Below are 22,384 nucleotides of genomic sequence, written 5' to 3'. Positions count from 1 at the left end.
ATTTTTTTTTTGACTATACATACCAAGGTTCAGTAGCTCAGTCGGTAGAGCATGTGATTGAAGCTCACAGTGTCGGCGGTTCGATTCCGTCCTGAACCATTCTAATATTATGGCGGTTGTGGTGAAGTGGTTAACACACCGGATTGTGGTTCCGGCATTCGTGGGTTCGATCCCCATCAGCCGCCCTTATTGGTTTTGCGGGTGTAGTTAAATGGTATAACCCCAGCCTTCCAAGCTGATGTCGTGGGTTCGATTCCCATCACCCGCTCCATTACATTATTCCACAGTAGCTCAGTGGTAGAGCTATCGGCTGTTAACCGATCGGTCGTAGGTTCGAATCCTACCTGTGGAGCCATGGCCCGTTGGTCAAGTGGTTAAGACACCGCCCTTTCACGGCGGTAACACGGGTTCGAATCCCGTACGGGTCATACCAGAAGTGAGCCTGCTCACTTCTTTTTCAATCATGGACAGTTGGCCGAGCGGCTTAAGGCGCACGCCTGGAACGCGTGTATACGGCAACCCCGTATCGAGGGTTCGAATCCCTCACTGTCCGTTACTCTTATCAATTAGATAGTCAAAGCCCTCTTCAAATTTTGATTTGAAGAGGGCTTTTTTCTGCGAATCTCAAGAAGATTCAATGATTTTTATTCTCATAGTAAGTTGATGGGTTTGATAAATACTGTGATATGAGACTTGGGTTTTATGAATGACTAAAAAACTGACCACTCAAGTGTTGAGTGGTCAGTGGGTAGTTACATTCATTCAGGATTTACTGTGTAAATTGCTTTTTCTCCACTAAAGGACATTAAAGGAGAAAACTCAACTTCAATTTCAGAAGGCTCTCCGACCATTGCAAAACCTTCTTTGCCTGAAATATTTCTACCATCAGACAAGCTGTCCATCAGCATTTCATTAATTGGATAAGACTCTAGTTTAGTCCCGTCTGCGTAAACTGAAACATCTCCACCTACGCTGATATCTTCTCCAGAATTATTCTCGTATGTCATATCTAGCACAAGAACGTTATCAGCTTCAACTTCTGCGAATTCATTTCTCTCATCAGTATAGTAGGCGTCGTTTAACGTAAAAGTGATGCCGTCAATTTCTGTAGAATCACCGACAGCCAAGTTTTCATCTGTAGTCTCAGTTTCTTCTTCAACTGCATCCGAAATATCTTCTTCTGTTGCTTCTTCAGTATTATCTTCTGTCGCTTCTTCAGTTGCTGTGTCTGCTGGATCAGATGCATTTGAATCGCTTGAAGTATCGCCAGTATCTTCTCCGCCACCAGTAAATGCAGCCGTACAGGCTCCGAATAGTATCAGGACTCCAATGATGATTGCTGCCCACTTCAGACATCCACCTTTTTTCTTCTGTCTTTCTTCCGCCATAAATTTACCCCCTATATATGTATTTTTTACACAATATTTCCAAAAATAAAGTAAAAAAATAAGCACATATTATAAAATAGGTACTTTTTGATACTTTCTTATTTGGAAATACTTTCTATATTCAGTGTAACTGACTATCGGTTACAAAAAAAGGGGGTTATCCATATTCATACTAAATTACTTTTAATTAGTATGAATATGGAGGTTCTAGGCGAGGGTGGGGTGCATACGAACTAATCCACCACTTCAAATTCTGCTGAGAGCCAGGTGGTTTCGGAGGTGGCTTCGCTGCTGAAGGCCTTGACGAGTCTGTATTTTCCAGGATTGAGGGTGAGGGCATAGTCATTTAGGTTTATCATTTCCTCCATGGTCTCTCCGGGAGCGAGTCTGTTGCCGTAGTTGTCGAATGATGCGAAGTCATCGAAGATGGCGTCGTCGATTTCGAGCATGTACCATTTGCCTTCGATCTCTTTTTCGACGTAGAAGAATTCACCATATGTATAGAAGGAGCTACCGGTGTTACGAATACTAAGGTTCAGTTTTTCTACAGGCAGTGTATGGGTTGTCTGTTCGAGTGACAGGGTGATGTCCTCTGACTGGGCGGGGAGTTCCTGTCTGGGAGAGGGGTCTTTCAGCAGATCGGGTGATGGGCGTGTGATGCAGGCGGCGAGAAAGAGGGATATGGATGCCATGAGGGCTGATAATATGTATAATTTTCTGGTTCTCCTATAGATTGCTGCCACCTCATTCCAGCCTGTATATTTGAAGTATAGATGGTTTCAGACTATTTTTATTGAATGGATAAAATTTAAGACAGGAGACTCATGATTGAATGAGCCTCCTGTCTGATGAAGGGTGTGTGGATTATGCAGCGTTTCTGCACGCTTCTGCACATTTGAAGCATGCTTCTGCACATTTCTGGCAGTGGTCATGGTCGTGCTTTTCACATTCCTTGCCACATGCTTCACAAATTGTTGCACATACTTGGGCGAGTTCTTTTACAAATGGTGAATTCCTGGAAATCGCCTGTTCCAGATAACCGCAGATGTCCGCACATTCCCTGTCGAGGCGGATGCATTCGGCCATCATCTTGACGTCGTCTTCCTTGAGACAGGCATCGAAGCAATGGTTACATTCTTCCATGCATTCATGTAAAGTATCGAGCAGCTGCTGATGCTGTTCGTGTGCCATCAATGATCACTCCTAGGAATTTTTTATACATGCTTTATATTCCCAGTATGGTCCTTCCTAAACATGGGCGACATTCATGGTGTCAGCTCTAATCCTGTACATCGATATACCCATAATGGAAGAGACTGGTCTTCCGCTTCAGCTGGATGAACCCCAGTTCCATGAATTTCGGACTCTTCCAGTGGTCCTTCAGCACCACGCGTCTTCTGGCAACGCGCCGGGCTTCTGTGATGGTTTCCGGCCGGAGTCCGGACTGGCGGGTCTGGTGATGGATGTTGCGGATGGCGTTTGCGTTGTCGATGATCTCACTGAACATGGGGTCGAAGTAGATGATGTCATATGAGTCATCGGTCTGCGATTCAAGAAATTCATGATGTTCTGCATTTATCGTTTCTATCCTGTCCATGGCTTCATTGATTTTCTGGTTTGGAGTGGTGAAAGCCTGCAGCACCTCTGCAGCGAGCAGATGGAGCAGGGGATCGGCTTCGAGGGCCGTGACCCGACCTTCACGGCCGGTAGCGAGACTGGCGATGATGCTGTCTGCGGCGAGTCCCATGGTGCAGTCGAGCACACTCATGCCGGGTGCAATCCCAGCAGTTTCTATGAAGGGATCCGTTTCTCCATTGAGCATCCTTTTGGCGCGCACCATCGCCATATTCGGATGGAATGTAAGCGGCTCTTCCTGCGTCAGGGGATGGATGGCGATACCTTTTCTGCTGACTGTGATGATGTCCTGCTGATACCGTTCCTTCAATTTGCATATGGATTGCTTCGATCTGTTGATATAGGGGAAATTGTATTTTTCGGAGAGTGACCGGGCATGCATTATGGTCTGCTGGTCGGTCCTTCCGCCTGTTGTGACTATCATGATATGCTCCTTAAATGAAATGACCCTGGACAGTGTGTCAGGGTCATGGTGGTGAGATTATGCTTCGGAATCTTCCTCGGTGTCTTCTTCAGTCGTCTCTTCTTCGGAAGACTCGGTGTTTTCGAGTTCAATCGTATGGTCGAGGGGTTCGATTTCCTCTTCGGCCATCGGATTGTCACGGCTCTGGAGGACGGTTTCAAGTTCCGGGTCGACCGGGCCATATGCAAGGACTGCTGTCGCCGTCTCACCAGGTTCGATCATCTCGGCAGCTGCAGCTGCTTCCTCACTTTTTTCATAGTCATCAGGCAGATCCATCGTCAGGTTTTCGAGTGTCGTTTCTCCACCCTCCATGATCTGTCTGACAGCAAGGTCGAGACCGAATGCTTCCTGTGGTGCAGTGGCTACATCGGAGTTGTTCGTGAATTCGAATTCGATGGTCACCACTTCAGTCGGCTGGGGTGCTTCCGCACCTTCTTCAGTCTCTTCTTCAGCCGTTTCCTCTTCAACTTCTTCCGGCTCGATTGTATACTGGCCGAATTCGGTCACAGTGTAGTCTCCATATTCACCGGAATGTGTGATTTCGCCATCTTCCGAGGAGGACCCGCTACCTGATTCTTCAGAAGTATCTTCCTCAGTGGTTGTCTCTTCTCCAGTGTCTTCAGCCTCTTCCTGGGCGGTCTCTTCCTCGGTTGTTTCCTCTTCCGAACCGCTATCTCCACCGCATGCGCCCAAAACGAGCACAGTTGAAAGGCCACCGGCGAGCAGATATTTTCTTAACGTCATGTGAAATTTCCCCCTATAAATATAAAGATACATGTCAATTATAATATAATTCTGAGAATAATCAATATTATTTCTATTCTCGAAATAGTTGATGTCTACGCATTTTTGTTGAATTTGTACAATCTCTTGTATAGAATGAAAGAAAACAATACGGAGAATGCATATGATAGCCTATCATGAAGTAAATGAATATCTGGATAATGTTGAACTGCCGCAGAGCATAGAAGAAATTTTCACAGTGGAACATGAACTTGACGGCAGAGAGAAGGAATTCCTTGAAGTCGCAAAACGTTTTTTAAGGGAGAACATCGACTTCGAAAGCTACCGCTTCAAGCAGGTCCACTGCATCGGTACATGCAAGATCAACCTCACGCGTACGGCCCTCTATTTCCTGCTTGATGATGAGATCATCAGTGTACATAAGTCCATCCTCAAGGATTTCAACGAGGAGGCGGACTGGACCATCACCCAGTTCCGTATCGATGAAATCAAGAATATGGATTTCGACCACGATGACTCGGACTCATCCAGGTATGAAGCAGGAGTGCTCTTCCTGAAGATCCTGAACGAAAGGGGCGCTGTACGGAATCGTACATTGCGCAATCTGAACCCGAATCATTTCCAGTGCTTCCGTGATTTCTATACAAGTATGCAGCAGAATAGAATGGTTTGAAAAAGCTCTGGCGATCATCGCCAGAGCTTTTAAATTCCCGTCATTCCATACAGGAGGAGGCCGACTGTCAGGAGCAGGCCGAAAATCGTATTCAGTTTGCCCATGGAGGCCATGGCTGGAATGAGTTCCTGAGGTGTACTGCCTTTCCACATCAGTTTGACTGTCCTTATGAATATGGGCAGGGAGAGGAAGGTCAGAATCATGAATACAGATCCGTAGGGCTTGAAAAACGCCACCCACCCGATGAAAATGTAGGAGAATGCGAGCAGCGCGGTGGTTGTGATTACGGCAATCGGTTTCCCGACGAGTATGACGAATGTCTTCCTGCCGCTTTCCTTATCCTTTTTCCGGTCTCTGATATTGTTGGCCATGTTCAGGAGTCCAATTGTTATGGCGACAGGGACCGACATTAGAAGCGGGAAGTAGTGCAGTGTACCCGTATGGATGAAGAATGTGATCATGATGATCACGGTGCCCATGAAGAAGCCGGCAAAAATTTCACCGAAGGGCGTCCATGAAATAGGGTAGGGACCTCCTGTATAGAGGTAGCCCACAGCCATTGATATAATGCCGGCCACGAGCACCCAGAATGAGCTGTTCACGGTGATGTAGATACCGATCAGGGCAGCGAAAATATAGAAAATCACTGCGATGCTGAGCACAGCCCGGGGGGACATGCCGTTTCGCACGATCGCCCCGGCGATCCCCACGGATTCACGGCTGTCGAGCCCCTTCTTATAATCGAAGTACTCGTTGAACATGTTTGTTGCAGACTGGATGAGCAGGGTGGCGATCAGCATCGCAAAAAACATGTCCCATCTGATGGATGAAAACAGCAGTACACTTGCTGTACCGACGAGCACCGGTACGAATCCGGCAGTGAGTGTATGCGGACGGGTCAGGCTGATATATTTTTTGATACCTGTATGTGTATCTGTTCCTTGCATGGCGATCTTCCTTTTTAATAATGATGATAACAATTTTAGCACATTTGATTATATATCATACACAGGTAAATGAATAAATGATAAAATAGTATTAATTATGCGGAAAGAAGTGTGTAGTAATGAATTTGGAAGCATATCAAAACATTCTGGATGACGTCAGACTGGATTCAGACAGAGCCTACCTCAGTCTGCAGCTGCCCATTGACGGATATGATATAGATGAACAGAAGATATTTTCATATTTCCGTCAGTCGCAGGGGGCAAGGTACTGGTTCCGTTCCAAAGACGACAGATATAACACCGTCGGTATTGAATACCTTGAAAGTATCAAAAGGGACAAGTATTCCTCCAAGGCACTATCCAACCAGAAATCTACATTATATGACAAGATCCAGAAAGTGGTGCTTGAAGAGGATATGAAATCCTCCCTCAGCCTTTTTGGAGGCACGCGCTTTGATGATAAGGACACTTCTGATGAATGGAATGATTTTACCATGGTGGAGTTCCACCTTCCGAAGTGGCAGTTCGACCTGGTCAATAGGGAACTGTTCTATTCGGTTCCGCTTGCGGACGTGGACATGGCTTCTGTCCTGGGCAGCATTTCAGGAGAGCTTGAAAACATTGCAGCAGTCGAGGTAAAAGAATTTGAAGCGCCACAGATCAATATGGAAAAGGACATCTTTCCAGAGGAGTGGAAGTCACTCGTCGATCAGGCTGTGAGTGTATTGGATGAAACGGTCTTCAGAAAAGTGGTGCTGGCGAGACAGCGTCTCCTGACATTCAAATCAACGATAGACCCTCTTTTTTTATTGAAAAGATTGAATGACGAAACTGGCACATATACGATCTATTATGAAAAAGGGAAGTCGCTCTTTGTGTCGAAATCGCCTGAAAAGCTTTTTGACGTCCAGGGGAACACTCTGAAGACGAATGCGATAGCAGGATCATCGGAACGTACCGGGGACGAGACGAAGGATGAAACCCAGAAGTCATTTCTTCTGAATGATGAAAAGAACCGGTATGAGCATGAGCTTGTGAGGGAATCCATCGTCAGTGATCTCGAACCATTTACGGACTGGGTGGAATTCGGCCCCGAGCCCAATATACTGGAAAACAGGTACATCTATCATCTTCATACGCCGATCAAAGCGGAACTGGCGGAAGAGACGGGCATATTTGAACTGCTGGATGCCATCCACCCGACGCCGGCTGTGGGCGGCATGCCGAAGGACCGGGCACGGCAGTACATCATGGAAGAGGAATACGGCACAAGAGGACTTTATGCAGCACCGATCGGTCTCATCCACGAGGACAATGAGAGCGAGTTCGTCGTTGCCATAAGGTCCATGCTGCTGCATGCCAACAGTGCAACACTGTTCGCAGGGTGCGGCATTGTCAAAGGGTCTTCCAGCGAGAAGGAATTTGAAGAGACACGTGTCAAATTCACACCAATGCTTAATGTACTGGGGGTAGAGAACAGATGAATCCATCAGGTCATCAGGAAGCATTGACGTATCAGGTCTTCACGCTTATGGATCTGCTGCAGTCCCATGGGGTGCAGGAGATCGTCATCAGTCCAGGTTCGCGTTCTACGCCACTCGCACTGGCAGCAGAGCTTCATCCGGACATCCATACCCATATCCATCCGGATGAAAGGAGTGCGGCTTTCTTTGCACTCGGACTGGCCAAAGTGGAACGGTCCCCCGTGGGACTCATATGCACTTCGGGCACGGCAGCGGCAAACTATCTGCCGGCAATCGCCGAAGCGGATCTGAGCCATATCCCGCTCATCGCATTGACTGCAGACCGCCCGCATGAACTGCGGGATGTGGGGGCGCCGCAGGCGATCAACCAGAGGGACATGTACCGGAATTATGTGCGGTATTATACGGAACTGCCGATTGCGGATGTACATGACTCCCTTCCGAACCTGCTCGAGACGAAAGTCATGCAGTGTGCACAGTATCTCAGGGGCTTGGAAATGGGCCCGGTGCATATCAATATACCGATCAGGGAACCACTGATGCCCGACATGACACGGACCGACCTCTTCTTCAGGACACCAAAGGCACTGACCCAGTACAAAACAGTTCCCGAGACGGGCATCCACCTCGATGGCCACGGTATTGTGCTGATCGGGGAGACGGTCGAAGAACTGGATGCCATCACGCCGATCCTGGACAGGGACAACCTGACAGTGATCACGGATCCCCGCCAGCATATCCGGCGGAACCTGGCAGGTGCCATCACGCACCAGGACCTCATCTTCAACAGCATGCACCCCGATCAGTTCGAGAGGCTTGAGCGGGAAGTCGACTTCATCGTGCGTATCGGTGAACCGCTCACATCGAAGGCGACCAACAAATTTCTGGCACAGTCGGCTATTCCACAGTATCTGATCAGTGAGCACCAGACACTGAAGACATTCCCTGTGGCACCGAAGGAAGCCTATGTGGGCACCATCAGTGAAATCGTGAAATCGATCGAATTCTCATCCGGCAGCACGGGTCCCAAGGCTTGGCTGATGGCACTCGATGCCCGTATCAGCAAAAGGATCGAAAAATATATCGCGGACTATGATGATGAAGGGCGCTTCATGTATGAAATCATCAGACATACACCGCCGCAGCGTGCAGTATTCCTCTCCAACAGCATGCCAATCAGGGATGGGGAGCGGTACGACCTGGACAATACCCAGAGGATATATGCGAACAGGGGCGCAAACGGCATAGACGGCGTCGTCTCCACAGCGCTCGGCATGGCTGTGAAGACGCCGCTCACCCTCGTCATCGGGGACATTGCGCTCTACCATGATATGAACGGACTGATCATGTCGAAGCTTGAGGACATCGATATCAATATCATCGTTTTCAACAATAATGGGGGCGGCATATTCAGCTTCCTGCCCCAGAACGACAACCAGGAACATTTCGAGCGGCTTTTCGGCACCCCGCTGGATCTTGATTTCAGACACACCGCCGAGCTGTACAATTTCAACTACATGCACACGGACAAGGTCGAAGACATCACGAGCGGGCTCATGAACCGGAAGGGCCGGAACATCATAGAAATTAAGACGGACAGGGTGACGAACGTCGAATCCCATCAGGATCTGCGCAGACAGATTGAAGACGTGGTGAAATCTGTTGAGATTTAACCATCGATTCTCCAATAACGGTAAAAGCCGGACGATCCTGCTGCTGCATGGATTCCTGGCCGACATGACGAGCATGGAAGGACTGGCGTGCGACCTGTCGCCACACTTCAACACGCTTACAGTCGACCTTCCAGGCTTCGGCGGCACCCCAAGTGCCGGCATCGATTATGGCATGGAGGATATTGCGGAGGGCATCCGTCAGCTCCTCGTATCTCTGGATATCCAAAAGGTGGATATACTCGGCTATTCGATGGGGGGCAGGGTCGCCCTGTCCTTCATCGCCAGCCATCCCGAATATGTCAAACGTGCCGTTCTGGAGAGCAGTTCTCCCGGCATCGCATCGGACGAAGAGCGGGAGGCGCGCCGGCATGCTGATTACAGGAGGGCAGCACACATCAATGAAGACTTCACTGCATTCGTCGACAGCTGGGAGGACATGGGACTGTTCAGCAGCCAGCGGGACCTCTCAGCAAAGACTCTGGAACAGCAACGACTCAACCGTCTGTCCCAGCAGCCGGAAGAAGCGGCGGACAGCCTGGTGAAGTATGGCACAGGCGTCCAGCCGTCCTATTGGGGAAAGCTTGGAAATATCGATCTCCCTGTACTGCTTCTGACAGGCGGACAGGATGAGAAGTTCATAGCGATCAATTCCAGAATGTCACAGCTGCTCCCGGATGCCCGCCTTGAAATCATCGAGGGGGCGGGGCACAACATTCATATGGAAGCCCGCGAAAAATTTGGTACAATAGTAATAGATTTTCTACTAGGAGGATGAAGAATGGCAAGAGAATGGAAAACACTCAAAGAATATAGAGAAATCAAATATGAGTTCTACAATGGCATCGCCAAAGTGACGATCAATCGTCCGGAAGTAAGGAATGCATTCACTCCGCTGACGGTCACTGAAATGATCGACGCATTCACACGGGCACGGGACGACCAGAATGTTGCGGTAATCGTCCTGGCAGGTGAAGGCGATATGGCGTTCTGCTCCGGTGGAGACCAGAAAGTGCGCGGCCATGGCGGCTATGTCGGGGAAGACGAAGTTCCAAGACTGAATGTACTGGATCTTCAGCGTCTGATCCGTGTCATTCCGAAACCTGTTGTAGCCATGGTATCCGGATATGCGATCGGTGGCGGCCATGTGCTCCATGTGGTATGCGACCTGACAATCGCTGCAGACAACGCACGCTTCGGTCAGACCGGCCCGAAAGTCGGTTCCTTCGATGCAGGCTACGGCGCCGGATATCTGGCACGCATCGTCGGCCACAAGAAAGCGCGCGAAATCTGGTACCTGTGCAGACAGTACAATGCAGAGGAAGCACTGGATATGGGTCTCGTAAACACAGTGGTGCCACTCGAAGAACTGGAAGACGAGACGGTCCAATGGTGCGAAGAGATGATGGCACATTCACCAACGGCACTGCGTCTTCTGAAAGCGGGCATGAATGCCGACTCCGATGGCCTTGCAGGCCTGCAGCAGATGGCAGGGGATGCAACGCTGCTCTATTACACTACAGACGAGGCAAAAGAAGGCAGGGAAGCTTTCAAGGAAAAAAGAAAGCCTGACTTCGGACAGTTCCCAAGATTCCCATAAGCATTTACCAGCAGCCCATCAGATGATGGGCTTTTTTAAAGGTGGAATAGATTATGTACAATTGGCTACAATCCCGTGCCGGGGAGATGCCGGATAAGCCGGCAGTCATTTTCGAAGGCACTGAGGTGACCTTCTCGGAACTGTATAAAACGGCAGTGGAAATGAAGGGCCGCCTCGAATCCCTCGACCGGCCGCGCATTGCCCTTTTCATCGGCAACACTCTGGATGCAGTGTACGCCATCCATGCGGCCATGCTTGCCAACATTGAAATTGTAATGATCAATACCCGTCTGACCGGAAGGGAGATCGCAGCCCAGCTGGATGACATCGGAGTGGATACGATCGTGGCGACCGAACCTGTCGACCTGGAAGGGTACAGGGTGTATAAATGGGAGGAGATCCAGAATATGGCATCCGGCTCCAGAGAAAGCAGAAACGCCTCCGGCAGTGATGTCCTGTCGATCATGTTCACATCAGGGACAACGGGGAGGGCGAAGGCCGTCACCCAGACCTATGATAACCATTACGCTTCTGCCATGGGCTGTGAGAGGCGTTTCGGCTACACCCGGGACAGCATATGGATGAACATCAACCCCATATACCATATATCAGGGTTCTCCGTCCTGTTGCGGTCGGTGATCCGAGGCTGTACCATGGTGCTCATCGAAAAGTTTGAAGAGGAGAAGATATGGAAAACCATCGCGGAATATGGAGTGACCCACACAAGCATGGTGCCCATCATGCTGAAGCGGCTGATGAAGTATGAGATGGCCGAACATAGGCTGGAAGGCATACTCCTCGGTGGTGCCGGTGTAACAAAGGATATTCTGGACAATGCACTTTCCATGGGACTGCCGGTCTACAACTCATTCGGCATGACCGAAACATGCTCCCAGATTGTCTCCATTGCACCGGATGATCCAAAGATCCTTGACGGCACGGTAGGGAAGCCGCTCGATAATATAGATATCGTGGTCGACAGCAGCAATGATGGTGAACTCCTTGTACGCGGTGGACCGATTACGGGTGGCTACCTGAATGCCGAGATGGAAGTCTCTGATGGGTATTTCAGGACCGGGGATATGGGCCATATCGACGAAGAAGGATACCTCTATATATTGGACCGGCGGAAAGATCTGATCATCAGCGGGGGTGAGAACGTCTATCCGAAAGAGATTGAGGATGTCATCAATACCCATCCCGGAGTCGTGAATGCTGCGGTCGTCAAAAGGAAGGACCAGGAGTGGGGAGAAGTGCCCATCCTGCTCGTTGAACTGGCCAATGGGAGGCGCTTGGAAGATGAGGAAATCATGGCCCATCTCAAGCGGCATCTCGCCAGGTACAAACTGCCGAAGGAGATACACCGCGTCGGGAACATCATCATGACTTCGACAGGCAAGGTGTCGAGAGCCCGGAACCAGCAGATCTACAACATCAAAAGGAGCAGCAACCGTTAGGTTACTGCTCCTTTTTCTCATAGTTCTTCGGGTTCAGGGGCACCGGATCATAGCCGCCCGGATGGAAGGGATGGCACTTGAGGATCCGCTTCACTGCCAGATAGCTCCCCTTCAGGGCACCATGCTCCTGAACTGCCTCGATTCCATAATTCGAACATGTCGGATTGAACCGGCAGCTCGGGGGGAACATGGGGGAGATTGCCTTCTGATAGAACCGCATCATATATAGAATCACTGTTTTCATTTTAATCACCACTATAGCATTTATAACTATAATGATATAGGGTACACTGGGTTTAAGCAAATTTGGAGATGATAGGATGCTTGAATTTAAAGACCGCAGCAACCGGAAAGTGACGCTCGAATTCGAATATACCAGGGATATGGATCACATTTTGGCCATCTGTGTGATGGATGGTAAATATCTGTTCACCGACCATAAGGTGCGGGGTATAGAATTTCCGGGGGGCAAGATAGAGCCGGGTGAGAGTGCGGAGGAAGCGGTGCACAGGGAAGTGTTCGAAGAGACGGGCGCAAGTATCGGAAATATGCGGTTCATCGGTGTCTACACCGTCCATGGCAGCAAGCCTTTCGTCAAAGGCGTGTATCTAGCCGAAGTAGCGGATATGTTTTTCAAGTGCGAGTACATGGAGACATATGGACCGGTCCTGTACACGGCAGTTGAAGACATACCGGAGGAGCGGAGGAGCTTCCTGCTTGCAGATCCATGCATCGACTACCTGTATCGGAAAATCCGGAATGACGATCAAACCACATGAAGGAGCCGGATATCAGATTCTACTGATATCCGGCTCTTTTTCGCAGTATTATTCCGTTATAGTGTAAAGCCGCCTTCTTTGGCGATGTCCTCGGATTCGGCGCCGAACTTTTTGAAGTTTTCAATGAATGATTTTTTGAGCTCATTGGCTTTCTCATCATAGGCTTCTTCGGAAACCCATGTATTGCGTGGGTTCAGTATCTCTTTCGGGACACCTGCCACTGAAGACGGGATGCTGAGGCCGAATACGGAATCCTCCTCAAAGGCATTGAGTGCGAGTTCACCGCTGATGGCACGCCTCACCATGGACCGTGTATATTTGAGGTCCATGCGCTTGCCGACACCGTATTCGCCGCCACTCCAGCCGGTGTTGACCAGGTATACATCCACATTATGCTTATCGATCAGACCTCCGAGCATATCCGCATAGGTTTTGGCACTAAGCGGCAGGAAAGGTGAACCGAAGCATGTTGAGAATACAGGCTGTGGCGTAGTGATGCCGCGTTCTGTACCGGCGAGTTTTGATGTGAACCCACTCAGGAAGTGGTACATTGCCTGATCCCTCGTCAACTTGGAGATCGGCGGCAGCACCCCGAAGGCATCTGCAGTCAGGAATATGATCGTGTTGGGATGTCCCGCCACGGACGGGATGCGCGCATTGTCGATATGGTCGAGCGGGTAGGCGGCACGTGTATTCTCCGTCAGTGAACCATCATCGTAGTCCGGGTTCCCATCCTCATCGAGGACAACATTCTCGAGCACCGAACCGAACTTGATCGCCTTGAAGATTTCAGGTTCCTTCTCAGGAGAAAGGTTGACCGTCTTCGCATAGCAGCCCCCTTCGATATTGAACACGCCGTTTTCATTCCAGCCGTGCTCATCATCACCGATGAGTTCGCGCTGGGCGTCCGCAGACAGCGTCGTCTTGCCTGTACCGGAGAGGCCGAAGAAGAGGGCGACATCCTTGTTTTCCCCTACATTGGCAGAGCAGTGCATGCTCATTACGTCCTGCTCGGGCAGCAGGTAGTTCATAATCGAGAAGATGGATTTCTTCATCTCTCCCGCATATTCCGTGCCACCGATCAGTATGATGCCTTTTTCGAGGGACACGATGACGAATGCTTCCGATTTGGTTCCATCGGTCTCAGGGTCGGCCTTGAAGGTCGGTGCAGAAACGATCGTGAACTGTGGATCCATGCCGAGGGCTTCTTCCTTCGTTTCCGGACGGATGAACATCGTACGCGCAAACATGCTGTGCCAGCTGAACTCGGTCACCACACTGAGGTTGAGGCGTGTCCTTTCATCAGCGCCTGCATAGCCGTTGAAGACGAAGACCTCCTCCTTCTCCCCCAGGTAGTCGATGACCTTGGTGAACAGATTGTCGAAGACCGTCTCCGAGATGGGCTGGTTGACCTCACCCCAGTCGACCTTGTCCTTTGATACACCATCTTCGACGATGAAGCGGTCCTTCGGGCTGCGTCCGGTATATTTGCCCGTTTCAGCACGCAGCGCACCCGTCTCCGTCAGTCTGCCTTCTCCCCTCTTCAAAGACTTTTCGACCAGCTTGGATGTGGAAAGCTGGACATGCGAAGTATCCTTAGCCACCAGATTTTGAATGCGTTCGGAATGGTTTACCATAATTATTGCCCCCGTTTTATGTAGTTTACAAAGTAATCAGGTACTTTCACGAATTAGTATAACACATTGATAATTGATGTGACATAATAATTGTAAAATATTATTACCTTGATTTGATTCCCATCATCTAGTATATTATATGTTAAGTTATCTCTTATCAAGAGCCGGTGGAGGGAACATACCCGACGAAACCCAGCAACCTCTTTTCAACAAAGAAAGGTGCTAAAGGATGCAGAAGTTATTCTGATCGATAAGGGGAAGAGCGGAGCCTTTTCTCGTATTATTGGGAAAAGGCTTTATTTTTTGCTACTGGGAGATAGCTAATAATCATAAAGGAGATATTTTTAATGGCAGAGCGTAGACTTTTTACTTCCGAATCCGTGACGGAGGGACATCCTGATAAAATTGCGGATCAGATATCGGATGCAATCCTGGACGAAATACTGAAAGGGGACCCCCATGCCCGGGTCGCCTGTGAAACTGTAGTGAATACAGGCATGGCACTGATCGTCGGAGAAATAAGCACGAACACCTATGTGGACATCCCGAAAATAGTGAGGGAGACGGTGAAGGATATCGGTTATGTCCTTGCCAAATATGGCTACGACTACAAGACGATGTCCGTCCTTACCGGAATAGACGAACAGTCCTCCGATATCGCCCAAGGGGTGAACAATGCTGTGGAGACGAGGGAGACGGATGCCGTATCCACCGGAGCGGGGGACCAGGGGCTGATGTTCGGCTTTGCATGTGATGAGACTGAAGAACTGATGCCTCTGCCGATAGCATTGGCCCATAAGCTGTCAAGGCGCCTGACCGAGGCGCGCAAGGAGAATATCATCGACTATTTGAGACCGGACGGCAAGACGCAGGTCACTGTCGAATATGATGAGAATGACCAGGTCAAGCGGGTGGATACGATCGTCATCTCGACACAGCATCACGAAGAGATTGAAAAGGAGACGATCCAGCGGGATCTGCTTACGCACGTCATCCGTGAAGTGGTGCCGGCCGAACTGCTTGATGAGGAAACGAAATATATCATCAATCCGACGGGACGCTTCGTCATCGGCGGCCCGCAGGGGGACGCCGGACTGACCGGACGGAAGATCATCGTCGATACTTATGGTGGCTACGCACGCCATGGCGGCGGGGCCTTCAGCGGCAAGGATCCGACCAAAGTCGACCGCTCTGCAGCCTATGCAGCACGCTATATCGCAAAAAATATCGTTGCTGCGGGGATCGCTTCCAAATGCGAAATCCAGCTGGCATACGCAATTGGGGTCAGCGAACCCGTTTCCATATCTGTGGATACATTCGGCACTTCATCCTACAGCGAGACGGATATCGTCGCAGTCATCAGAAAGATTTTCAACCTTTCTCCGGACGGCATCATAGATATGCTCGACCTGCGCCGACCGATATACAAGAGTACGGCAAGCTACGGCCACTTCGGCCGGGAAGACCAGGATTTCCCATGGGAGAAGCTGGACAAGGCCACGCGGCTCAAAGAGGAACTCTCAAGCATCAAAGTGAATTAGACGCAAAGAAAGGCTCCGGAATATTCCGGAGCCTTTCTGATTGGATGAGACGGGATGCTTTCTATTCGGTATCCTGTTCTGTCGGCTCTTCCATTGTTTCGTCTTCCATTGTTTCATCTTCCATCGTCGTTTCTTCCATTGTTCCTTCTTCTGTCGTTTCTTCTTCAGAAGAACCGCCGCCGCAGGCACCGAGCACGAGAACTGAAGCAAGTCCGCCGGCCATTAGATACTTTCTGAGTTCCATAACCAATCCTCCCAATTTCTAATAGTCTGCATGCTAAGCTGCTTGCTAGTTCTCTCTCTGCCTAGCAAGTTAGTACACAGGTACCCGGGGCGGGGATGTTAAAACATAAAAATATGATAATCCGGATAAAGTCTTGGAACTTCCATTGATGGGGCAATGAATTAAAATGGTAGATTCACACAGATATGATGGATGGTAAATAGATTTTTATGAAAATATCCGTTTTTGATCGTAAACAGATATTATTTTGATATAATGAACAAAGTCTTAGGCAAGACGACAGAAATTACAATATGGAAGGGAATTGAGAAGGAGCTATGAATACGGAAATTTTCACTAATCCAATCGTCATTGCACTGCTGGTGCTGCTGCTTGCCATTGCCATCGCTTTCCTGGTCTATTATCTCAAGCATAGGAATAGAGTCAATGCGCTCAAGGACGAATATGGCAAAGAGAAGGAAAGCCTGGTAGAAAAATATGAATCCGACAATGAAGAGCAGCGCCTGGAGTATAAGAAGGAAGTATCATCACTGAACGAAAAGTACCATAATGATACAACCCTGCTCAATAATAAACTTTCAAGCCTGCGCCAGTTTACAGTGGACAAGGGTGAATATCTGACCGACCTCTCGCTGATCCAGTTGAAAGAGCGTCTTGTACGTGATGAAAAGATCAGGGAAACGGACATGTATATACTATCCAATGTCTATCTGCCTTCGAGGAACTATACAAACACACGCAAGATCGACCATCTGGTGCTCACGCGCACCGGTATATATCTGATCGATTCCAAGTATTGGAAAGGTCATATACTGCACGGGGTGGATGAAAGCAATTTTGAAGAGCTGCCATACATCGAATCCTTCTTCGACCTGCTGGACCTGGACAAATCCAAGGAACAGACCCTGATCTTCGAAAAGTCGGATGACAAGAATGTATCGGTCAACTACTACAATGACACGATAGAAGAGACGAAGATATCGGCTGAGAAGCTGAAGAACGTCTTCAAGCTCCAATATGATGTCGTGCCGATGCTCTATTTCAATCCACAGGACAATGGAAACTACTCCATCAGCAACTACTCTACAGATCCATCCATAAAAGTCCTTGTCGGGGAAGAAGAACTGGAAAACTTCTTCCTGAAATACGTCTTCCATGGCAGGTTCCAGTACACAGTCAAAGACCTGGATGAGATCGCAGAAGCAATCTTCCAACTGAATCCCTGATCGTATCCTTTGTTTTGAATATGAAAAAGTCCTATAATTTTTTTATAGGGCTTTTTATTTATTCCAAAGGAGGCGTAGCAATGTCTGAAGAAATAATTGTACTGAACCCGGCTACCGGGGAAGAGGTTGACAGGGTCAAGAAGGAAAGCAGAGCGGACATTGAACAGAAGATCGACAAGGCACACGAGATGTTCAAGCAGTACAGGAAGAAGAACGCGCATGATCGCAGTGCACTGATGGTCAGATGGTCTGAGCTCATACGGGAAAATAAAGACGAAATTGCAGAACTGATCACTAAAGAGAATGGCAAGCCGCTCAAGGAAGCGACCGGTGAAGTGGAGTATGCATGCAGCTACATCGACTACTATGCCGAAGAGGGAAAAAGGGTATATGGACGGACGATACCCCAGCATGAAGATGATGTGCGCCTGGTGGTGACCAAACAGCCGATCGGGGTGGTTGCGGCGATTACACCGTGGAACTTCCCAGTGGCGATGATGGCAAGGAAAGCAGCACCCGCAGTGGCTGCAGGATGTACTTTCCTCGTGAAACCGGCGAGTGAAACACCGCTATCGGCAATCAAGTTTCTCGACCTTGCCCTGGAGGCGGGCTTCGAAGAGGGCGTCATCCAGTATGTGACGGCATCAGGCAAGGATGTCGGAGAAGTCTTCTCAAAATCAGAAAAGATCATGAAACTGACCTTTACAGGTTCCACTGCCGTCGGCAAGACGCTGATGGAGGGGGCGGCGTCCACGGTGAAGAACATCACGATGGAGCTCGGCGGCCATGCACCGCTTGTGGTCCATAAGGACGCAGATCTGGATACTGCTGTGGAACATGCGGTAGCGACGAAATTCAGAAACTCCGGACAGACATGTGTATGTGCCAACAGGTTCTATGTACATGAAGATGTTGCGGAAGCCTTCAGTCAGAAGTTTGCAGAGCGTGTGAAGACCCTGAAGGTCGGAAACGGACTCGACGAAGGCGTTGAAGTGGGGCCGATGATCAATGAGGATGGCTATGACAAGGTCATGAAGCACATCAGTGATGCAAAGGACAAAGGCGGTCAGATTACTGCCGGCGGCGAAGGCACCAAGGATGCCGGCTACTTCATCGAACCGACGGTCATCACGGGTGCTACGGACGACATGCTGATCATGAATGAAGAAACATTCGGTCCAGTTGCCCCGATCCAGACATTCTCCACCCTCGATGAAGCGATAGAGAAGGCCAACGACACGGAATACGGTCTCGCGGCATACTTCTTCACTGAAAGCTATCGTGATGGCATCAGGCTGCAGGAAGGTCTTGATTTCGGCGTACTCGGCTGGAATAATGGCAAACCAAGTGCGGCACACATCCCATTCGGCGGTTTGAAAGAGAGCGGCATCGGACGCGAAGGCGGACCGGAAGGCATCGAACCGTATCTGGAAACAAAAATCACTTCAATGAAGATATAGATCACAAAAAAGGCCTGCATCCACTGGATGCAGGCCTTTTTTGTGAAATCAGAAAGAGACACCGATCAGAAGCCCAAGCGCGAGGGCGACGAGGCAGAAGAACATCATGGTGAAGGTATATCTGGCGAGTTCCTTGAAGGCCTTCGCTTCGAACAGCCGAAGCTGATCGAGGGTGAATGCGGAGTAGGTGGTCAACCCGCCCAGGAAGCCGAATATAATCATAAAGTAGAGTAGGCTTTCCTGGGCAACAATCGGCATGCACAGTCCCATCATGAACGCGCCGAGAACATTGACGGTGAAAGTGCCGTATGGCAGGCTGAAGCGGTCGAACAGCTTCAAAGAAACGATATAGCCTCTTATGACAGCGCCCAGAGCGGCACTCAGGGCAAGGAGAACCAGTTCAATCATCGTCCCATTCCACCTGCCTTCCAACCCAACAGGGCAAGGCAGAAACCGCCGGCCATATTCACTGCAAGATAAATGATGAAAATGAAGTATTCACCATAGGAAAGCAGGAGATACTGTTCATATGTCAACATGGAGAAGGTAGTGAAACTTCCCAAAAGCCCAGTGATGAGAAAATCACGCAGATGGCCCTCCCTGTCATGGAATCTTCTGAGCAGAACACCGGCGACGAAGGCACCGCTCATGTTCACAATCAGCGTGCCCATGAAAAAGGGTGATGCACCGGACACCGTTGCAAAGGAAATTGAAGATCTCAGGAGTGCACCGATCATGGCACCCAATGATATGAATAGATATTTTTTCAATATGTATCCTCCCTCAGTAATGATTGGGTGAAGTGCAAAAATCAGATAATGTCTTTTTATATATTAACATAAGAAAACTCTGGAAGAGAGTGTATAGAATGGAGGCGAAACTTTATACTCTCATTTGATATATCTGGTCCGATGCTCATCGTAAATGAAAAAAGCGCAACTTTTTAAAGTTGCGCTTTTAATATTGGTCAGTCTATTTTCTTGTAAAGTATTTCAGAGCGGCAAATCCGATGGTCATTGCCCCTGCCGCCGCAGCACCAGCCTTGAATTTGGGGTCATTGGTAAGCGATTTGACGACCAGATTGATGTTCTGTGGACGCTCTGCGAGCCTTCTCATGAAGTAGGCGTACCAGTCGGTGCCGAACGGAATGTAGACACATACGCTATATCCCCTCTCCACGAGCTCCCTCTGGAGTTCCTTGCGGAAGCCGAAAAGCATCTGGAATTCGAATCGGTCGTTCGGAATGTTATTTTCCTTGATGAACTCTATGATATCTTCGATGATGTTGTGGTCATGGGTTGCTATGGAGGTGAATCCTTCCCCTTTGGTCAGGTGGAGTCTGATCAGAAGCTCCAATGCCTTGTCGATGTCTTCCTTGGCCTGGAGGGCAACTTGCGGCGACTCCTTGTAGGCCCCTTTGACAAAACGGATTCTTTTGTCCTTATACTTGTAGACATCGTCTTTTGCGCTGAACAGATAGGATTGCAGCACGGTGCCCACATTGTCGTATTCCTCCATGAGCTGGTCGACGATACGGATGGTATCATCATAGGCTGCATGGTTCTCCATGTCGATGTTGACGAACATATCGTGTGTTTTTGCAGCGTCCATGATCTCCCTGACATTATCCAGACAGAAATCATAGTCGATGTTGAGGCCGATCTGCGACAGTTTGACGGAGGCCGAGGCATCCACGCCTTCCTCACCGATGGCCTGTATCATTTTCAGGATGAGATCCTTTTCTTTTGTGGCATCCGTTTTATTGGTGACGAATTCACCAAGGTTGTCAAAGCTGACACTCATCCCCTGGGAATTGATATCTTTGATACGTTCAATCGTCTCATCTACTGTGATGCCGCCTACAACTTTGTTGGCCCCGAACTTCAGGCCAATCTTCTTGCTTGCGTCATTCAATACTTTGTTTCCTGATAGTGCGATGAATACATCTCTTAATAATGGCATAATTTACCTCCCGAATCTTTCGTAACAGTTTATATTCTACCCTTAATTGCATTTTTTAGACATCAAAAATATGTCAAAATTATATTTTATTTGTAGTGGGGGATATGATTGACATATGTTTCATTGATCCTTTTCATTTCTTTCAGATCTTCATCAGTCAGATCCCTCACAACCCTGGCTGGCCTTCCGAACGCCAGCGTATTGGCTGGTATTTCGGTACCTGGTGTCACAAGGCTCCCTGCACCGATGAAGGCGTTCTCCCCGATGACTGCACCGTCAAGCACTGTAGAATCCATGCCGATCAATGCATTTTTTCTGATGGTGCAGCTATGGAGGGTCACCTTATGTCCGACAGTCACATTGTCTTCTATTACAAGTGGCATGTCCGGTGTTTCATGAAGAATCGACAGGTCCTGTATATTCGTATGGCTGCCGATCCGGATCGGCGCAATATCTCCCCGCAGCACGGTCCCGAACCATACGGATGACTGTTCTCCGATTTCTACATCTCCGATTACCGTAGCATTCGGAGCGATAAAAGCGCTTTCATTAATCTTTGGAGTGTTGCCTTTGTAGTCGAGTATCATTTCTCATGTCCTTTCTTCTATTGGATTGTTATAATAAGTTTATCATATAAGAATGAATTACAGTATGTTAGGAGCATTGCAATGTGGAAATGGGAAACGGACAAGCAGGCCAGGGGTGTAATCGTTGTCATACATGACATGATGGAGCACCATGAATACTACGCACAGGTGATATCACAGCTGAGAAATTCAGGGTATCATGTCATAACGGGAGACCTGCCGGGCCATGGCCAGACCACACGCATGAATAAAGGGCACATCACCGATTTCACACAGTACCTGGACCGCGTCCATGAATGGCATGAAGTGGCGCGGGCATATCGGCTGCCGACCTTTGTGCTTGGACAAGGGCTGGGCGGACTGATCGCAATTGAAGCCATCCGCCAGAACCTCATCATCGCAGATGGCCTCATCCTGCTCAATCCACTGCTGGCATTCAAGCAGTCCTTCATAAACAGGAAGAATACAATACGGACGAGTGTCAGGACATCGAGTGATACGACGCGTTTTGACCCGGGCATCCATTTCAGCTATTTCACCGAAGACAGGAAGTTTCTGAACCAGTACGAAAACGACGAACTGCTGGTCAGAAAGGTGAGCTATCACTGGTACCGTACGGTGATCAACCAGATGAAATCAACGACGGAGTTCATGGATGACTTCCCGGACCTCCCAGTCCTGGCGATGCTGAGCCGGGAGAACGATATCATCGAACCCTATCTGACCGCCAAATACATCAAACGCATGAATACGGGAGAGCTCTCCATCCATATGCTGAACGGAATCGAACACAGCATCTTCCAGAGGGAGGAGACTTCGGTTCCTTATTACCATATGGAGCGTTTCCTAAGCGCCCAGCTGTTCAGGATTGGTCTCCTGAAATAGAA

General features: G+C 49.1%; 24 protein-coding genes, 6 tRNA genes and 1 riboswitch. Of the genes, 17 read left to right on the top strand and 13 right to left on the bottom strand.

Annotated features, from left to right (window positions below):
• Positions 1–26 precede the first annotated feature (26 nt).
• From RQP18_RS08420 to RQP18_RS08395, 6 genes are all read left to right on the top strand, one after another.
• Positions 27–99 (top strand) — tRNA-Phe (locus RQP18_RS08420).
• A 13-nt stretch (positions 100–112) separates the two neighbouring features.
• A tRNA-His gene (locus RQP18_RS08415) sits at positions 113–185 on the top strand.
• Positions 186–197: 12 nt separating this feature from the next.
• Positions 198–271, top strand: a tRNA-Gly gene (locus RQP18_RS08410).
• 9 nt (positions 272–280) lie between these two features.
• Positions 281–355 (top strand) — tRNA-Asn (locus tag RQP18_RS08405).
• A 1-nt stretch (position 356) separates the two neighbouring features.
• Positions 357–428, top strand: a tRNA-Glu gene (locus RQP18_RS08400).
• A 37-nt stretch (positions 429–465) separates the two neighbouring features.
• Positions 466–553 (top strand) — tRNA-Ser (locus tag RQP18_RS08395).
• A gap of 205 nt (positions 554–758) precedes the next feature.
• Here the strand turns inward: RQP18_RS08395 and RQP18_RS08390 are convergent.
• The 5 genes from RQP18_RS08390 to RQP18_RS08370 form a co-directional block, all read right to left on the bottom strand.
• Complete coding sequence (locus RQP18_RS08390; protein WP_342387280.1) at positions 759–1,388, bottom strand: DUF5067 domain-containing protein; 630 nt, start codon at positions 1,386–1,388, stop codon at positions 759–761.
• A 233-nt stretch (positions 1,389–1,621) separates the two neighbouring features.
• Positions 1,622–2,080 carry an immunoglobulin-like domain-containing protein gene (locus RQP18_RS08385; protein WP_373446005.1) on the bottom strand — a complete coding sequence of 153 codons (459 nt, stop codon included), beginning with the start codon at positions 2,078–2,080 and terminating at the stop codon, positions 1,622–1,624.
• 172 nt (positions 2,081–2,252) lie between these two features.
• Positions 2,253–2,579, bottom strand: a complete 327-nt coding sequence (locus tag RQP18_RS08380) for a four-helix bundle copper-binding protein (protein WP_031544286.1) — start codon at positions 2,577–2,579, stop codon at positions 2,253–2,255.
• Between the two features lie 88 nt (positions 2,580–2,667).
• Complete coding sequence (locus RQP18_RS08375) at positions 2,668–3,447, bottom strand: class I SAM-dependent methyltransferase (RefSeq protein ID WP_342387278.1); 780 nt, start codon at positions 3,445–3,447, stop codon at positions 2,668–2,670.
• Positions 3,448–3,504: 57 nt separating this feature from the next.
• Positions 3,505–4,230, bottom strand: coding sequence for a DUF5067 domain-containing protein (locus RQP18_RS08370; protein WP_342387277.1), 726 nt, complete (start codon positions 4,228–4,230; stop codon positions 3,505–3,507).
• Positions 4,231–4,393: 163 nt separating this feature from the next.
• Here RQP18_RS08370 and RQP18_RS08365 point away from each other — a divergent pair, with 163 nt between their 5' ends.
• Entirely contained in the window at positions 4,394–4,903 is a 510-nt protein-coding gene (locus RQP18_RS08365) for a hypothetical protein (protein ID WP_342387276.1), read from the top strand.
• Positions 4,904–4,932: 29 nt separating this feature from the next.
• Here the strand turns inward: RQP18_RS08365 and RQP18_RS08360 are convergent, their stop codons facing one another.
• Positions 4,933–5,850: a 1,4-dihydroxy-2-naphthoate polyprenyltransferase gene (locus RQP18_RS08360; protein ID WP_342387275.1), complete on the bottom strand. Its 918-nt coding sequence runs from the start codon at positions 5,848–5,850 to the stop codon at positions 4,933–4,935.
• Between the two features lie 119 nt (positions 5,851–5,969).
• Here RQP18_RS08360 and RQP18_RS08355 point away from each other — a divergent pair, with 119 nt between their 5' ends.
• The 5 genes from RQP18_RS08355 to menE are packed head-to-tail and all read left to right on the top strand — an operon-like array spanning position 5,970 to position 12,061.
• The gene (locus tag RQP18_RS08355) at positions 5,970–7,334 is read left to right on the top strand and encodes an isochorismate synthase (RefSeq protein ID WP_342387274.1); all 1,365 of its coding nucleotides are present in this window, start codon (positions 5,970–5,972) and stop codon (positions 7,332–7,334) included.
• The gene (menD, locus tag RQP18_RS08350) at positions 7,331–9,007 is read left to right on the top strand and encodes a 2-succinyl-5-enolpyruvyl-6-hydroxy-3-cyclohexene-1-carboxylic-acid synthase (RefSeq protein ID WP_342387273.1); all 1,677 of its coding nucleotides are present in this window, start codon (positions 7,331–7,333) and stop codon (positions 9,005–9,007) included. The genes RQP18_RS08355 and menD overlap by 4 nt, the downstream gene beginning before the upstream one ends.
• Positions 8,997–9,782, top strand: coding sequence for a 2-succinyl-6-hydroxy-2,4-cyclohexadiene-1-carboxylate synthase (gene menH / locus RQP18_RS08345; protein ID WP_342387272.1), 786 nt, complete (start codon positions 8,997–8,999; stop codon positions 9,780–9,782). The genes menD and menH overlap by 11 nt, the downstream gene beginning before the upstream one ends.
• A 3-nt stretch (positions 9,783–9,785) precedes the next feature.
• A complete protein-coding gene (gene menB / locus RQP18_RS08340) occupies positions 9,786–10,604 on the top strand; it encodes a 1,4-dihydroxy-2-naphthoyl-CoA synthase (RefSeq protein ID WP_342387271.1) in 819 nt (272 codons plus the stop codon).
• A gap of 53 nt (positions 10,605–10,657) precedes the next feature.
• Positions 10,658–12,061 (top strand): o-succinylbenzoate--CoA ligase, encoded by a 1,404-nt coding sequence (menE, locus tag RQP18_RS08335; protein ID WP_342387270.1) that lies wholly within the window; start codon positions 10,658–10,660, stop codon positions 12,059–12,061.
• Position 12,062: 1 nt separating this feature from the next.
• Here the strand turns inward: menE and yidD are convergent, their stop codons facing one another.
• Positions 12,063–12,305, bottom strand: coding sequence for a membrane protein insertion efficiency factor YidD (gene yidD, locus RQP18_RS08330; protein WP_031544308.1), 243 nt, complete (start codon positions 12,303–12,305; stop codon positions 12,063–12,065).
• Positions 12,306–12,381: 76 nt separating this feature from the next.
• On the opposite strand from yidD, the gene ytkD reads away from it, so the two are divergent.
• On the top strand, positions 12,382–12,840 hold the full coding sequence (ytkD, locus tag RQP18_RS08325; protein WP_342387269.1) for an RNA deprotection pyrophosphohydrolase: 459 nt from the start codon (positions 12,382–12,384) through the stop codon (positions 12,838–12,840).
• Between the two features lie 56 nt (positions 12,841–12,896).
• On the opposite strand, the gene pckA is transcribed toward ytkD, so the two are convergent.
• Positions 12,897–14,477 (bottom strand): phosphoenolpyruvate carboxykinase (ATP), encoded by a 1,581-nt coding sequence (gene pckA / locus RQP18_RS08320; RefSeq protein ID WP_342387268.1) that lies wholly within the window; start codon positions 14,475–14,477, stop codon positions 12,897–12,899.
• Positions 14,478–14,628: 151 nt separating this feature from the next.
• Positions 14,629–14,734: riboswitch (SAM riboswitch) on the top strand.
• A 90-nt stretch (positions 14,735–14,824) separates the two neighbouring features.
• Between pckA and metK the strand changes: the two genes are divergently transcribed.
• On the top strand, positions 14,825–16,018 hold the full coding sequence (gene metK / locus RQP18_RS08315; RefSeq protein ID WP_342387267.1) for a methionine adenosyltransferase: 1,194 nt from the start codon (positions 14,825–14,827) through the stop codon (positions 16,016–16,018).
• Between the two features lie 61 nt (positions 16,019–16,079).
• Here metK and RQP18_RS08310 read toward each other — a convergent pair whose 3' ends face one another.
• Entirely contained in the window at positions 16,080–16,262 is a 183-nt protein-coding gene (locus tag RQP18_RS08310; protein WP_342387266.1) for a hypothetical protein, read from the bottom strand.
• 317 nt (positions 16,263–16,579) lie between these two features.
• On the opposite strand from RQP18_RS08310, the gene RQP18_RS08305 reads away from it, so the two are divergent.
• Positions 16,580–17,488: a nuclease-related domain-containing protein gene (locus RQP18_RS08305; RefSeq protein WP_031544316.1), complete on the top strand. Its 909-nt coding sequence runs from the start codon at positions 16,580–16,582 to the stop codon at positions 17,486–17,488.
• Positions 17,489–17,568: 80 nt separating this feature from the next.
• Positions 17,569–18,948 carry an NAD-dependent succinate-semialdehyde dehydrogenase gene (locus tag RQP18_RS08300; RefSeq protein ID WP_342387265.1) on the top strand — a complete coding sequence of 460 codons (1,380 nt, stop codon included), beginning with the start codon at positions 17,569–17,571 and terminating at the stop codon, positions 18,946–18,948.
• 48 nt (positions 18,949–18,996) lie between these two features.
• Here RQP18_RS08300 and RQP18_RS08295 read toward each other — a convergent pair whose 3' ends face one another.
• The 4 genes from RQP18_RS08295 to RQP18_RS08280 all read right to left on the bottom strand — a co-directional run bounded on the left by RQP18_RS08295 (position 18,997) and on the right by RQP18_RS08280 (position 21,497).
• Positions 18,997–19,356, bottom strand: a complete 360-nt coding sequence (locus RQP18_RS08295; protein WP_342387264.1) for a fluoride efflux transporter FluC — start codon at positions 19,354–19,356, stop codon at positions 18,997–18,999.
• Positions 19,353–19,718 (bottom strand): fluoride efflux transporter FluC, encoded by a 366-nt coding sequence (locus RQP18_RS08290; RefSeq protein WP_342387263.1) that lies wholly within the window; start codon positions 19,716–19,718, stop codon positions 19,353–19,355. Before RQP18_RS08290 ends, RQP18_RS08295 begins: the two co-directional genes overlap by 4 nt.
• 202 nt (positions 19,719–19,920) lie before the next feature.
• Entirely contained in the window at positions 19,921–20,910 is a 990-nt protein-coding gene (locus tag RQP18_RS08285) for a proline dehydrogenase family protein (RefSeq protein ID WP_342387262.1), read from the bottom strand.
• 86 nt (positions 20,911–20,996) lie between these two features.
• On the bottom strand, positions 20,997–21,497 hold the full coding sequence (locus RQP18_RS08280; RefSeq protein ID WP_342387261.1) for a gamma carbonic anhydrase family protein: 501 nt from the start codon (positions 21,495–21,497) through the stop codon (positions 20,997–20,999).
• Between the two features lie 81 nt (positions 21,498–21,578).
• On the opposite strand from RQP18_RS08280, the gene RQP18_RS08275 reads away from it, so the two are divergent.
• The gene (locus RQP18_RS08275; RefSeq protein ID WP_342387260.1) at positions 21,579–22,382 is read left to right on the top strand and encodes an alpha/beta hydrolase; all 804 of its coding nucleotides are present in this window, start codon (positions 21,579–21,581) and stop codon (positions 22,380–22,382) included.
• Positions 22,383–22,384 lie beyond the last annotated feature (2 nt).

Origin of the sequence: Salinicoccus sp. Bachu38 (genome assembly GCF_038561955.2) — a bacterium.
Taxonomy (GTDB): Bacteria; Bacillota; Bacilli; order Staphylococcales; family Salinicoccaceae; genus Salinicoccus; species Salinicoccus bachuensis.
This window is presented reverse-complemented; position numbering and strand designations above follow the sequence as displayed.